The organism is Pseudomonas sp. R28(2017) (assembly GCF_002112505.1).
In the GTDB taxonomy this organism is placed as follows: domain Bacteria; phylum Pseudomonadota; class Gammaproteobacteria; order Pseudomonadales; family Pseudomonadaceae; genus Aquipseudomonas.
In genome coordinates, this window is the sequence record NZ_NEHW01000001.1 from 205918 (window position 1) to 220800 (window position 14883).

The window sequence follows — 14883 nt, forward strand, 5'->3', positions numbered from 1 at the left end:
CCGCAGCGAATGAAACCAAGCGCCAAGCCTGTCAATTAATTGCCGCCAGGCGAAAAAAAGCCGGGCATTCACCCGGCTTTTGCAAATCCCGCGCCAGTTACTTGAAGGGCATGACCCACGCGGCTTCGGTGCGTTGCAGCTCGCCGTCGAGGGCTACCTCACGGGTGAAAGCACCAGGCCACTTGGCCTGTAGTGCCTGAGCCGCAGCAAGGCCGAGATCAACCGCATCATTGATCGCCAGCTGCGCCTGCGGTGCCGTCACGACCAGACAGCCAGCAGCAGCGACAGCCAGACACAAGTCGATATCGGCTGCCTTCAGGCCCTGCAAACCGCCACAGTGCTGGAACACACTTGCGCGCACCATCAGGCAATCGCCCGACACGGCAGGGCAGCCGCGCACAACGCCAGACCAGCCGTCCTGACTGTCAGACAAGCCAGCCCAGGGCGCATGCACACGCGGCCCGGCGAGCAGATCGTAACCGGCATGGGCGATACGGCCATCGGCGTCGACCAGGCGCGCACCCACAACCCCAACCTCAGGGCGCTGTGCCTGATTGAGCAGCGTCTCCATCCAGGCTGGGGTAACCACCTGGCAGCGCTCACTCAGCAACACCAGATATTCACCCTGCGAGTGACGGGCTGCCAGGTTACACAGGTTTTCCGACGCCTCGGCGGTCACCAGACGCACTCGGCCAGCGAACGGCTGAAGCGCGTCGCAAAGCAGGTCATGGTCATCCGGACCACAGGCAAGCACCACCTCGTAGCGGGGGTAGCGGGTACGCTGGAACAGACTGACAAGGCTACGTTCGAGTGCGGTACGATCACCCTCATAGGCCATCAGCACACTCACCAGCGGCGTCGCGCTGTGTCGAAAATCGATGGCCAACCCGGTAGTACCTTGATCGCGCACCTCCCCCCGGTAGCCCAGTCGCTTCAGGTGGCGGTCGAGCACTTCCTGCGCTTCGCAAGTCATCGATTCCGGTGCCTGCCGGCCGATCAACAGGTATTCATCCATGTGAGCCATACAGCCGACACCGCGTTCTTCGACCAGGCGCAGCAACAAGTCGTATTCAAGTGCATGGCTGAGTCGGCTGTCGAAACAGCCGACATCGATCACCGCCTGTCGGCGCAATAGCCAATGTTGCGACATCAGGCCCGGCTGGCTGCGCAATACATCAAGGTCGCTGCCGGGGCGCAAGACGTTCAACAGGCGCCCGTCGGCGTCGCGTTGTACTTCATCGGCACAGATCGCATCGCAGGCCGGTGACTCGCTCAGTTCCAGCTGCAAGCGCAGCATGCCACCGCTGGCAAGCAGATCGCCCGCCTGCAGCAGTATCAGCCACTCACTGGGTACTTGGCGCACAGCCTGGTTCAGGTGGGATACCCAGTTGCCTGGCTCTACCTGGATGAAATGCAAGGTATCCCGAGCAGTCGTGATGGCTGGCGGTTTGCCAGCCTTGAGCACCACCAGCTTGAAATTGCGCAAGCCGGTAGCCAGCAGGCTGTCGAACGTCGCCTGCAGCGCAAAGTCATCGTCATCAAGGTCCACGACCACGAAAGCGATCTGTGGGCCAGGACGCCTGGCCAGCTGCGCAAGCACGCGCTCACGCACCGTAGCGGTGGGAGTTGCCGCCGCCAATGCCTGCAGAAGCCGGCCCGAACCGGTGGTCGCCAGCCATCCCGGTATATCTTGATGGGGAAGGCCATCGAGGCGCTCCAGCCAGGCACCCAACTCGCGGACCTTCTCGGCCTGTTCCTCACCCTTGAGGGTCGCCATCAGGCGCTGGCAGACATCCCGATTGAACAAGCCCTGTGCAAGCGCCTGCCAGTAACGTTGCTGCAGGCTCTCGGTCGTATCGTTCGGGTGCACTTCGAGCAACTCACGCTGACGCACCCAGGTACCTTCCAGCGCGCGGCGGTGCTCACGCCCGGTCGGCCAACCATGGCAAAGAAATTCGAGCTGGGCCAGGCGCTGAAAGAGCCCCTTCTGGTAGTAAGGCATCTCCACGTACTGCCGCGGTTCGAACTGGCGCTCCGGGTCGGCGATCACGCTGGTCCAGCGCGAGGTGAGCAATAGCGGCGGCTGGCCTGCGTCATAACTGCCCCGCACCAGACGGTTGAGCACCATGAAGCCCGACTCGCCAGAACATGCACCCGCTCGCTCCGCGTCCCAGGTACGCAGCAGACGCACGGTTCGCACCAACTGCTCTTCGCGCGCGACAGCCGACAGACCGGGTGTCGCCAGCTCACAGACCACATCGGTCTGGTCCATGTGGATGATTTGACCTTCGATCAGCAACGCCAGGGACAGCGCCACGCACCAACTGGAAAAATCGAGGTCTTCGGGCAGGCTGGCCAGCACCGAACGCAGCCTTTCGACCCTGACCACGGCGCGCCAGGCCGGCTGGTTAGCCAACGCGTGCGCCCGCACGCGCGCCAAGGCCCCCTCCCCGTCCATGGCCGGATAGGCGTGACCTATCTTGTAGTAGGCGACCTCGCTGTTGGCGGGCACATACCCCAGGGCATAGCCCTGGGCCCCCAGCGCCAGTGGATTGGCGCTCAGGCAACTGGCAGCGCTGTCCAGCGCCGGCGCCTGAACAAAGTCTGCATCCAGCGTCAGATTGACCAGAGGGGTGGTCACCTGCAGCAGCGCCTCCTCCAGGCGCGCACGGCACAAGGCTGCTGGGCTGACGGCCTCAAGCGCTTCCAGTGCCAGGCAGGCAATGCCAGCTTGACGGTAGTAGTGCAGCGCCCGTTGCCGATGAACAGCTTGATCGTGACCAAGCAGCACTACCGTGACGTCACTGCGCAATCCGTTTGCGATATCGACCATAAAGCACCTTCGAAGAGAGAGTTGGGCGCCCGCTCGCAACGAACGCAAAATGAAAAATCAATCTGCCAGCCAGGCGTTCGACCATTGCTGCAAATGCTGCGGCATCAACACATAGTCACGCAGCACCGCCTCGCGCAGGGCATCCCCCTGCCGGTAGCTGGCCTCAGGGTCGGCCAGGTGCATGCGGATCGCATCCAGCCATTGTTCAGTGGTGTTGTCGCGCACACGGGTACACGGCAGGTAGCCACCATAGGCCTTGGTGTCGGTGCAGATCACCGGGAAACCACAGGCGCCATACTCGAGCAACCGCAGGTTGCTCTTGCAGTCGTTGAACAGGTTCTGCTCAAGCGGCGCCAAGGCGAGGTCGAGGTTGAGACTGGCCAGCTTCTGCGGGTACAACGCCAGTGGCACTCCGGCATGGAATTCCTTGATGTAGGGACGCAACACCTCCGGGCACATACCAAAAAACACCCAGTCGACCTCATTCGCCAACGTCTTGATGACCTCCAGCAGCAGTTCAAGGTCGCCGCGGTGACTGGTACCACCGGCCCAACCAACGCGAGGCCTCACGCTGCTTTGCCGCTCGCTGCTCAAGCCAGACCACAGAGGGGCCGCGAGCATGTTCGGCACTACCCGGATGTCGTGGTGCATCGTCGACAGCGCATCGGCCAATGGCTGGGTCGAGACCACCAGGCGATCACACAGTGCGATGCCACGGGTGACCCGATCGCGCATGTCCGCCGGAATGTTTCGAGCATGGGCATTCTTCTTCGGCACATCGATGATGTAATCGTCGATCTCGAAGATGCGCCGGGCATTGGACAGGCGTTTGAAACGCGTGATTTCTTCGATGGAGCTCGATGTATAGCGGCACTGCAGAATCAGCACATCGGGCTTTTCCCGCTCGACCTCGATCATGTCTGGAGTGGTGAAATCCAGACGACCCTGAATCCAGCCAGCACGCTCAAGTTCCGTGAAAGGTTGGGCCACCCGGTAATGACCTACAGCCGAGGTATTGATCGGCAGTGCCAGCACCGACGGCAGCACCCGGCTGATGAAGGGGTCCCAGCCGCGGCGCTGACCGGCATCCAGGTTGAAACTGGCCATTTTCAGGCTGAGGTTGCGGTTGTACGCTGGATCGCGAGCAACCTTGGCCAGCCAAGACTGGTGGAATTTGTCACGGTCAGCGATCTTGCGCTCGCTGTCGAGACGAATCTCTCGCGCAACCGGGAAGCGCGCCAGGACCGCATAAGGCGTCCATACCGCCAAGTAACCCTGCTCGCGAAGGCGCAGACACAGGTCAGCGTCGTGCAGGCTGCCATGCAGCGCTTGCACGTCGAAGCCATTCAGCGATTCGAACAGCTCACGACGTATCAGCAGGCACTCCATGCTCAGTGCGCTCCAGTTCTGCACGGCGCTCAAGCGGTGCATGTAGCCACCACTGTCCGCGGGCATACCCACGAACGGGCTGCTGACACCGCCATGCAAGCCCAGCACCAACCCAGCGCTGTAAACCTGCCCGGTGCCGGTGCAAAGCTTGGGCGCGACCACTCCGACTTCCGGGCGTCGGGCCTGCGCCAGCATTTCTCCCAGCCAGCCGCGCTCGAAAGCCACGCAGGCGCAGTCGAGCATCAGCAGATAGTCACCGCGGGCGGCCCCACTGGCCTGGTTCAATTGGGCGGGAGCGCTGCAGGCGTCTACCTGGACCACGCGCAATTGATCGCTGCCCAGGCCTTGCATCGCATCCAGCCACTGGCGTATTTCAACTGGCGTTTCGGATGAGGCGATCAGCAGCACCTCGAAATCTTCGCATTCGGTGTACTCGAACAGTGACTCGACACAGCGCCTCGCTGCGGGCAGGTCTTCCCCCAGGGTGACCAATATGGAGACGCTCGCCTGGCCCGGATGCTGATAGGCCACTCGGCAAAGTGCAATACCTTCAGCCGCAGCGACCGAAGCCTGGACACCCAGGCGCTGCAGATGAGCGCGAACCACCCGCGGGGCCTGTTCGACGCAGCCGGAGTCGGTCAACCAGTTGGCATAATCCCATTGGCAGTGCACCAGCAGTTCGTCGATGTGCTCGACAACCTGCAACCCCCGCTGCTCGGCCAGGCGCCAGAGCAGATCATGCGGTGCCAGGCAGCCAAAATCGGCATCGAAGCCGCCAGCTTCCATCAGTGCCTTGCGCTCGAACGCCAGCACGCGGCCGACGTAGGGCTGGCTGCGCATCAGGTCGAGATTGAAATCCGGTTTGAAGATTGGCGTGGTGGGGCGCAGCGTGTCATGGCTGCCTTCGTCCACATAGATGCACGCCCGCTCACGAAGGGCCATGCGTTCACCCATGATCGCCAAGGCGTGCGGCACCAGCCGGTCTCCCGCGCGCAACAGTAGAACCCAGTCGACCTGGTCGCCTCGGACCAGTCGCGCTTGCAACTGAGTCAGGCCATCGCCCTGCACCGGGAGGTATTCGACCCCATCGGCAGGAGGCTGCTCGAGCCCCTCGCTGGCCAGCACCCAGACTGCGGACGGCGCAAAGGACTGCAATGCCAGGCTATCGAGGGTGGCGCGCAGTGCCTGCTCCTCGCCGGCACCGGCACTGATCACCGGCACGATGCGCGGCTGCCAGCCCCACTGCTCGATACGCTTGGGCAAGGCCTTCTGCTGGGCTTCGGACAAAGTGCGGCATTCCAGCCAATCGGCGTAGACCTCCTCGAACGACAGGCAATGGGTGCCAACCTGCTGCACCTGACGAGCCTGCTGCGCGCTATACAGCCGGTTGAGCTCGTACTCTTCCCACCGCGCCCCCGCCTCGCCCTGGTAACGCTCCAACGGCAGGTACCGCACCCAGCCACTCGCTGGCGCGGGCTCGCTGGTCCGTGCGGCCAACATCGCCTTGATCCAGTCAGTCTCGATGGGGAACGCCATGGTCATCCGCGCATGGTGGCTCAGCCGCGCGGGATGCAAGCGCTCCATACTGAGAAAACGCGACAGGTGCCCAAGGTTGCCTCGGCGCATGAGGCAGATGTACAGCGCCATGTCCAGGCGCGCGACAAAGCCGCTGCCGTCCTGCACCAGCGCTGGCAGAAACTCGGCGACCCACTCACTGCGTAGCAAGGCATGACTCAACCCGCCAAACAGGTTGGGGGCATTGGTTTCCAGCGCTTCAAGCAGGTCGCTACCCTTGACCACCGCGTCTTCCGGACACATCACCGCATTGAGCATGCGTGGCGGCAGCAAGGCATCGTCGGCCGCGCACAGCATGCGCTGGCAGATGGTCATGCTGACATCGGCATGCTGCATGACTGCGGCCTGCAGACCGACGCACTCGGGGAACAGTCGGTCGTCGTCACAGAGGAACTTGATCAACGTGCCCCGGGCCTGCTCGAGGCACACCAGCAGGTTGCGCGCAAAGCCCAGCGTCCGGGGGTTGCGCACATAGCGCACCGGCTTGCCGGTCTCGCTCGTCACCGCCTCGACGATCGCCTGGATTTCAGGGCCACGGCTGTCGTCGCAGACCAGCACTTCCAACGCTGGGTAATCCTGGTCGAGTGCACTGAGCAGGGTGGCGCGGAAGAACTCGGGGTTGAAGGCGGGAATGGCGATGCTGACGAGGGTCTGTTGGTTCACGGTAAAGACCTTGAAGAAGCTTCGTGGCCAGCACCGGACGGGCTGGCACACGGGGTGACGCCGGGAGGAGATATCAGATGTAGTTGACCAGCGACAGGCCGGCGACCTTGGCATAGGCCTGCAGCGAGGCTTGCAGCATGTTGGTCTGCATCTGCAGGCGCAACATCACCTCGGCCGGGTCGCTTTCGCGGATCGAACTCTGGGTCTTGGTATTCTCGGTGCTCAGCGCTTCGTTGGTTTCGGCCTGTACGTCCAGCGCCTGGCCGCGGCCACCGATGGCGCTGATCGACGACGACACCTGGTCGGTGGCACTGGCGATGTTGCCAATCGCCGAGTCCAGCGAGGCCAGGAAGTTCTGCCGAGCCACCGGGTCACCATCGACCGGGGTGCTCAACGCAGTGCGCAGCTTGCTGATGGTGTCGAGCACGTTCTGGGTCTGGTGGGTATCGACCTTGACCGCGAACGAATCGCCGCTGCTCGGTGCACCCGAAAGTTCGAAGCTGACACCGGCTGCCGTCGCCGTGGTTCCGTTCGGCCCACCCAGCGCACCCGAAGCCACCGGGCGGCTGTCAGCGGTCACAGGCGAGGCATAGAGTTCAAAGGTATTGGTACCGGTGAACTTTAGCACGGCACCACCGGACGGGAACGCCGCCTGGTAGGCCGCCTGGTCGGTGATGGTCGCGCCGGTAATCTGCTCGGAAGAGGCATTGCCCGGGCTGCGGGTGCCAGAAACATCATCGGGCTTGGAGCTCAGCGAGAACGTGTGGCCGGCAATGACCGCATCTTCGTTGCCCTTGTCGCCAGCCTGGAAGCTGACATCCAGACGCAGGTCGACGCCACGGAAGCTGATCGTGGCGTTTTCGGCGTTCGGGTCGAACTTGCCGCCCTGGCTGGCGTCGAGGGTCACGTCGTTGTTGTTGGCGTCGGTGATCTTGTACTCGGTGCTGCTGATGAACTCGATCTTGTACGGCTCGCCACTGCGGAAACGGTCGTTGTAGGTCGCGCTGCCGGAGACCTGGCCATTGGACAGGCTGACACGGCCATCGTCGGTGGCCGGCGCGGTCAGCGTGGTCTGGCTGCGGCTGGTATTGAGCGCTTGCTCGAAGGCGTCGTAGCCGGTTTCGTTGGCCGCCAGGCTGAGCATGTCACCCACCTGCAGGTTCAACTTGCTCTGGTCGCCCTGGTAGCTGTAGGTGCCGTCGGCATTGCGCACGAAGGGCTGGGTATCGCCCTTGGAGCCCGAGAAGATGTACTTGCCGTTCTCGTCCTTGCTGTTCATCAGGGTGAACAGCTGGTCTTCGAGCGAAGCGAGTTCGTCGGCATTGGCCTTGCGATCGGCGTCGGTGAACGAGCCGTTGCCCGAGCTCACGGCCAGTTCGTTGACCCGCTGCAAAATGGTCCCAATCGAGTTCAGCGTGCTTTCGGCAGTCCCCAGCGCATTGCGCACACTGGTGATGTTGCCGCTGTACTGCTTGAGCATGTTCTGCTGCTGCTCCAGCTGCAGCAACCGCGCAGCCCCGACCGGGTCGTCCTTGGCCGAACGCACGCGGATGCCATCGCTGGCCTCCTGCTGGCTCTTCACCGTCTTGGCGAAGTTGCTCTGGTAGTTGGCCTGGTTGGTGTTGTAGAACTGCGAAGTGGAGATGCGTACGCTCACGATCCAAGCTCCTTAAAGACTGTTGATCAGGGTGGCGAAGGTTTCCTGGGCCGCCTTGATGATCTGCGACGACGCGGTGTAGTACTGCTGGAACTTGATCAGGTTGCCGGTCTCTTCGTCGATCGAGACACCCGACACGCCATTGCGCGCATCCAGCGCGGAGGTGTGCAGGGCCGTGGTGGCGTCGCTGTCCATCTGCGCCTGGCCGGCCTTGCCGCCGACGTTGGACACCAGCTTGGCGTAGGCGTCGGTGAAGCTGATGCCCTTGCCGTCAGCGCCCACCTCGACGGTGGACTTGGTCTGCAGGTCGATCACCGACTGGCCGTTGCGGTTGTCCGCCGAGCCTGCACCGGTCAGTGCCACGGTGTAGCTGTCACCGTTCTTCGGCGCACCGGAAACACTCATCTCGAAGGTGAAACTGCTGCCCAGCGAGTTGCCGTTGCCGTCGACCATCGGCACCGACAGCTGCAGCTTGTTCTCCTGCCCCGGGATCACGGTGCCGCTGCCGATATTGTTGCCCTTGGCGTCATACATCGTGTACGCCTGCGGCGAGGTGGTGTCATCGCCGAAGACCAGCTTGACCGGTGTCGAATACTTCAGGCCGGTCTGCAGTTGCGAACGCTGCGTGGCGTCGTAGATATCCAGCTCGGAGGTCAGGGTCGGCTGGGTGATCACACCGGTACCCTTGTTGCCGGCACCACTGGTCGCGGTCAGCGGCGATGCCAGCGCCAGGCGCTTGGGGTCGGTCAGCACGGTGTCGATGCCCGCCGCGGCATTGCGCGTGGGGGTGATCTTGAAGCTGTCGCCAGCGCTCAGGCCACCGCCATTGAGCGACAGGGTGAAACCGTCGATGACCGGTGGCGGGTTGTCGCTGAGGTCGAAGCTGCCCATGTCGGTGCCGTCAGGCAGCTTGCGCACGTTGTAGCCGGTGGCGCTGGTGAAGGTCACCTGGTAATCGCTGGTGCTCAGCTTGCCGGTGTCCTTGATGGTCACATCGAGGTTGCCGGAGCCGGCACTGTTGCCCGACTTGGCCACGCTGCGCTGGCTGATGGCTGCGGCGCTGTTGATGTCGGCGAACAGCGTGGCACCGAACTCGCCATTCTTGTCGATGCCCTGCGCCAGCTGGCTGTTGATGGCATCGGCCACCACCAGGGCCACGCGGCCGAGTTCGTTGATCGCGGGGTCGAGGGTTTCCTTGCGGTAGCGGATCAGCCCGCCCAGCTCACCACCGGTGGTGCTGTTGGTGATGTCCATCTTGGTCGAGCCGCGATTGAGGATCAGGCTCATGCGGGTCGGGTCGGTGGCGCTCGGCTCGACGCCGATGGTCTGGGTAGTGTTGCCCAGCACCAGGGCCTGGCCGTTCTTCAGGTAGATGTCGTAGTTGCCGTTCTTCTGCTCCACCACGTCGGCACCGATCAGCGCCGACAGCTCGCGCACGGCGCCATCGCGCTGGTCGAGCAGGTCGTTGGGCTGGCCGTTGACTGCGGTCATCTTGGAGATCTGGCCGTTGAGGTCGGCAATCGACTTGGTCAGGGCGTTGACCTTGTCGGCGATCGACGCCATGTTGGCGTTGATGTCGCTGTTCTGCTGGTTGAACTGCGCCGACAGGGTGTTGAAACGCTTGGCCAGGGACTGGGCGCTGGTCAACAACAGCTGGCGCGAGGCGTCCTCGGTCGGCTTGGCGGCAGCATCCTGCATGGCGCTGAAGAAGCTCTGCAGCGCAGCGGTGATGCCGGTGTCGCTGCTCGACAGGGCGGTGTCCAGCGGGGTGATCTGATTCAGGTACGAGGTGGCATCGCTGCTCAGCGAGGTGGTGGTACGCAGCTGGTTCTCGAGGAACGCGTTGTACACCCGACGCACGTCGGCCAGGGTGGTGCCGGAGCCGATGAACACCTGGCCGACCTGCTGGCCGCCCTTGGTCTTCTGCACGTTCTGCTGGCGCGAGTAGCTCTCGACATCGGCGTTGGCGATGTTGTTACCGAGGGTGTACATCCCCGACTGCGCGGCGCCAAGCCCCGACATACCAATGTTGATCAGACTCGCCATGGTTCCATGCCCTTAAAGTTTCGTTGTGGTACCGAGCGCTGCGTATTGCTCGTACGACTTCATCTGTCTTGCGATCTGCGAGATCTTGCTGGCGTAGTTCGGGTCGGTGGCGTACCCGGCCTTTTGCAGTTCCCGCACGAATTGTTCTGGGTTATCGGCCGACTTCACCGCATCTTGATAGCGCGAATTGTTCTGCAACAGGCTCACCAGGTCGTGGAAACTGTCCTGGTACGAATCGTAGGAGCGGAACGCCGCTGTCTCCTTGACGAACTGGCCGTCGCGGAACTCGCTGGTGATCGCCCGCGCCGAATCGCCTTCCCAATTACCGCTGGCCTTGATGCCGAACAGGTTGTGGCTGCTGCTGCCGTCACTGTTGCGCATGACCGACTTGCCCCAGCCGGTTTCCAGGGCAGCCTGGGCCACCAGGTAGCGTGGGTCGATGCCGATGCGCCTGGCGGCCTGCTCTGCCATCGGCAGCATGGTGGCGACGAACTCGTCGCCGTCGGCAAAGGCCTTCTTCGGCGCCAGCGGTGGCTGCGCCACGGCGCGACCGGTGATGCGCAGGCCGTTGTCCGGGATGGCGATGGCCTTGGCCACTTGCTGCCCGTCACGGGCCGGCACGGCGGCACTGTTGGTGGTTGCAGCCGGGCTGGTGGCCGACGGCACGATACCGGCCAGCAGGCGGTCGGTGAGCTTGCCCGGCAACGCCAGGCGCCGCGAATTGAGCGCGGCGACGTCGTTGCGCGTGGCCGTGGACGAGGTGGCCTGCACCGGCTCGGCCACCTTGTTGCCCCACAGCGTCGGCGCGCTGCCTTCGATGCGCGGGAACGGGCTGGTGTTGACCGGGGTGGCCTTGTTCTTCGACAGCTGGCGCACCAGCACGTCCTGCAGGCCGATACCACCACCTTCGCGGGACATGCTCACGGCCAGCTGCTGGTCGTACATGTCACGGTACTGCTTGACCGTCTCGCTGTTCATCGGGTTGTCGTCGGCCAGCACGTCGCTGGCCTTGCGCGAGGCCTTGAGCATCTCGCTGATGAACAGCGACTCGAACTCCTGGGCCACCTTGCGCACGTTGGCGTCGCTGTCGCGGTCACCGTGCTTGAGCGAACTCAGGCGATTGAGGTCGGTGTAGGCACCGCTGTCGGCGTGGCTGGAGACCAGGCTTTTCGAATTCATCCGTGGCGTCCTCAGATCACGATCAGGTCGGCCTGCAAGGCGCCGGCCTGTTTCAGTGCTTCGAGAATGGCCATCAGGTCGCCCGGTGCCGCGCCGACCTGGTTCACCGCGCGGACGATCTCATCCAGCGTGGTCCCCGGGCCAAACTTGAACATCGGCTTGGCTTCCTGTTCGGCATTGACCCGCGAACGCGGAACCACCGCGGTCTGGCCATTGGAGAACGGCCCCGGCTGGCTGACGATCGGGTCTTCGGTAATGGTCACGGTGAGGCTGCCGTGGGTCACTGCAGCCGGTGAAACCTTGACGTTCTGGCCGATGACGATGGTACCGGTGCGCGAGTTGATGATGACCTTGGCCACGGCCTGGCCCGGGTCGATCTCGAGGTTCTCGAGGATCGACAGGTAGTCGACGCGCTGGCTCGGGTCCATCGGCGCGGTGACCCGCACCGAGCCACCGTCCACGGCCTGGGCCACACCTGGGCCGAGCAGGTCGTTGACCTTGTCGACGATGCGCTTGGCGGTGGTGAAGTCCGGGCGGTTGAGGTTAAGGGTCAGGCTGTTGCCCTGGTTGAAACCACTCGGCACGGCGCGCTCGACCGAAGCGCCGCCGGGAATACGGCCGGCCGACGGAACGTTGACGGTGATTTTCGAGCCGTCACGGCCTTCGGCATCGAAGCCACCGACCACCAGGTTGCCTTGGGCGATGGCGTAGACGTTGCCGTCGATCCCCTTGAGCGGGGTCATCAGCAGGCTGCCGCCGCGCAGGCTCTTGGAGTTGCCGATCGACGAAACGGTGATGTCCACCACCTGGCCCGGCTTGGCGAACGCCGGCAGGTCGGCATGCACCGACACTGCAGCGACGTTCTTCAGCTGCACGTTGCCGGAGCCGGCCGGCACCTTGATGCCGAACTGCGACAGCATGTTGTTGAAGGTCTGCAGGGTGAACGGGGTCTGGGTGGTCTGGTCACCCGTGCCGTTGAGCCCCACCACCAGGCCATAGCCGATCAACTGGTTGGAACGCACGCCGGAGATGCTGGCAATGTCCTTGAGGCGCTCGGCGTGGACGCCGAACGCGCAGGACAGGAGCAGGGTCGCGGCTATCAGCTGCCTAAGGTTGAACATGTTCATCCGTACTCAGAAGGGCCAAAGCGGGCTCAGGAAGAAGCGGTCGAACCAGCCGGGCTGACTGGCATCGGCGAACGAACCGGTGCCCGAATAGGTGATGCGCGCGTCGGCCACGCGAGTGGACGGCACGGTGTTGTCGGTGGCGATGTCGTCGGCGCGGATCAGGCCGGCGATGCGCACCAGTTCTTCACCGGTGTTCAGGGTCATCCACTTTTCGCCGCGCACGGCGATGATGCCGTTGGGCAGCACTTCGGCCACGGTGACCGTGATCGAACCGGTCAGGGTGTTGCCCTGGGTGGCCTTGCTGTCGCCCTTGGTGGTGCGATCGCCGCTGTAGCCCGCCTCCAGCGACAGGTCGCCGCTGCCGAACGGGTTGTTGGTGTTCGGGTTGGAGCCGAACAGCGAGGTCAGGCCGATATCCGCCTTGCTGTTCTTCTGGATCTGCGACCCTGCGTTCTTGCTCGCCGAGGTGCGCTCGTTGAGGGTGATGGTGATGATGTCACCCACGCGGAACGCCTTGCGGTCGGTGTACAGGCCCTGCTCGAAACCGGCCTGGTAGATCGAACCGTTGTTGGCTGCCGCCGGCAGCGGGGTGCGCGGCAGAACCGGCGCGTAATACGGGTCGTTCGGCTTCGGCGTCGGCGCGACGCAACCTGCCAGCACAACCGCCCCCCCCAGGGCGAACACAGACAACAGACGCTTCATGACACTTACCTCACGGTGTAACGGGAGTAGAACCTGCACTAGGGTTTAGAGCTGTTGAGTCACGAACGACAGCATCTGGTCGGCGGTGGAGATGACCTTGGAGTTCATCTCGTAGGCACGCTGGGTGGTGATCATGTTCACCAGCTCTTCCACGGTGCTGACGTTGGAGTTTTCCAGGGTCTGCTGCAGGGTGGTGCCGAAGCCGTTCAGGCCCGGGGTACCGACCTGTGGCGCGCCACTGGCGGCGGTCTCCAGGAACAGGTTGTCACCGATCGCCTGCAGGCCAGCCGGGTTGATGAAGTCGGCGGTCTGCAGGTTGCCGATGACCTGTGCCGCCGGGTTGCCGGCGGTGGTGATCGACACGGTACCGTCCTGACCGACGGTGAAGGTCTGGGCGTCGTTCGGCACCACGATCGCCGGCTCCAGGGCAAAGCCCTGGGCGGTGACGATCTGGCCATCGGAGTTCAGGTGGAAGGTACCGTCACGGGTATACGAGACGGTGCCGTCCGGCTGCAGCACCTGGAAGAAGCCACGGCCGTTGACCGCCATGTCCAGCGGGTTTTCGGTGGTCTGCAGGCTGCCGGTCTGGAAGTTCTTCTGGGTGCCGACGATGCGCACACCGGTACCGACCTGCAGGCCCGAAGGCAGCTCGCTGTCCTGGGTCGACTGCGCGCCTGGCTGACGCTTGATCTGGTACAGCAGGTCGGCGAACTCGGCGCGGTCACGCTTGAAGCCGGTGGTCGAGACGTTGGCCAGGTTGTTGGAAATGACGGTCAGGTTGGTGTCCTGGGCGGACAGGCCGGTTTTAGCGACCCAAAGAGCCGGAAGCATCAGTATTCTCCTCGTGCGCCTGTTTTACGGCACCCGTTCAAAGTTGGTTAGCCGATTTGCAAAACACGCGCCATGGCTTCATCGCCTTCCTTGGCCGCGTTCATCATTTTCACGTGCAGCTCGAACTGGCGGGACAGCGCCAGCACCGAAGTCATTTCTTCCACGGCGTTGACGTTGCTGCCTTCGAGGAAGCCCGACACCACCCGCACATTGACGTCGGCGGCAGCCGGTTGGCCGTTCTGGGTGTGGATCAGCCCGTCCAGGCCCTTGGTCATGCTCTTGATGTCCGGGTTGACCAGCTTGATGCGGTCGACCTCGGCCATCACCCGCGGGTCTTCGCCCATCGAGCGGATGCTGATGGTGCCGTCGGCACCGACTTCGACTTTCTGCTCTGGCGGAATGGCGATCGGGCCACCGTTGCCGATCACCGGCATGCCATTGCCGGCACGCAGCACGCCGAGGGCGTCGATGTTCAGGCTGCCGGTGCGCACATAGGCTTCGCTGCCATCCGGCGCCTGCACGGCGATGAAGCCCTGCCCCGACACGGCCACGTCCAGGTCACGCCCAGTCTCGACCATCGGCCCTTCGCTGAAGTCGGTGGCCGGGCGTTCGGTCATGGCAAACGCCCGCGACGGAAAGCTGTCACCGAACACCGGCATCGAGCGTGCCTGCTCCAGGTCACGCTGGAAGCCATTGGTGGAAACGTTCGCCAGGTTGTTGGCGTGGGCCTTCTGCGCCAGCGCGTTCTGGCTGGCGCCGGTCATGGCCACGTAAAGCATCTTGTCCACAGTCATCCTCCGCTGCACTGACGATCGTTTGCCGTTCGCCGTGGCTGTGCAGGCTCTAAAGCAAGTTCCGAACCAACTTTTCAAATTCATGAA

The 14883-nt window shown here is 63.5% G+C and carries 9 protein-coding genes; all 9 read right to left on the minus strand.

The features are described 5' to 3' along the window. Positions 1-97: 97 nt before the first annotated feature. The 9 genes from CAF78_RS00970 to flgF all read right to left on the minus strand — a co-directional run bounded on the left by CAF78_RS00970 (position 98) and on the right by flgF (position 14790). The gene (locus CAF78_RS00970) at positions 98-2833 is read right to left on the minus strand and encodes a glycosyltransferase (RefSeq protein ID WP_143514996.1); all 2736 of its coding nucleotides are present in this window, start codon (positions 2831-2833) and stop codon (positions 98-100) included. Between the two features lie 57 nt (positions 2834-2890). Continuing rightward, entirely contained in the window at positions 2891-6460 is a 3570-nt protein-coding gene (locus tag CAF78_RS00975; protein ID WP_085677757.1) for a glycosyltransferase, read from the minus strand. Between the two features lie 73 nt (positions 6461-6533). Next, on the minus strand, positions 6534-8117 hold the full coding sequence (locus CAF78_RS00980) for a flagellar hook-associated protein 3 (RefSeq protein ID WP_085677756.1): 1584 nt from the start codon (positions 8115-8117) through the stop codon (positions 6534-6536). A 12-nt stretch (positions 8118-8129) separates the two neighbouring features. After that, on the minus strand, positions 8130-10163 hold the full coding sequence (flgK, locus tag CAF78_RS00985) for a flagellar hook-associated protein FlgK (protein ID WP_085677755.1): 2034 nt from the start codon (positions 10161-10163) through the stop codon (positions 8130-8132). A gap of 12 nt (positions 10164-10175) precedes the next feature. Next, positions 10176-11342 (minus strand): flagellar assembly peptidoglycan hydrolase FlgJ, encoded by a 1167-nt coding sequence (flgJ, locus tag CAF78_RS00990; protein WP_085677754.1) that lies wholly within the window; start codon positions 11340-11342, stop codon positions 10176-10178. Positions 11343-11353: 11 nt separating this feature from the next. Then, entirely contained in the window at positions 11354-12463 is a 1110-nt protein-coding gene (locus CAF78_RS00995) for a flagellar basal body P-ring protein FlgI (protein WP_085677878.1), read from the minus strand. 12 nt (positions 12464-12475) lie between these two features. Further along, positions 12476-13171, minus strand: coding sequence for a flagellar basal body L-ring protein FlgH (gene flgH / locus CAF78_RS01000; RefSeq protein ID WP_079229152.1), 696 nt, complete (start codon positions 13169-13171; stop codon positions 12476-12478). Positions 13172-13216: 45 nt separating this feature from the next. Continuing rightward, positions 13217-14002 (minus strand): flagellar basal-body rod protein FlgG, encoded by a 786-nt coding sequence (flgG, locus tag CAF78_RS01005; RefSeq protein ID WP_027921148.1) that lies wholly within the window; start codon positions 14000-14002, stop codon positions 13217-13219. Between the two features lie 47 nt (positions 14003-14049). Then, positions 14050-14790: a flagellar basal-body rod protein FlgF gene (flgF, locus tag CAF78_RS01010; RefSeq protein ID WP_085677753.1), complete on the minus strand. Its 741-nt coding sequence runs from the start codon at positions 14788-14790 to the stop codon at positions 14050-14052. Positions 14791-14883: the final 93 nt, after the last annotated feature.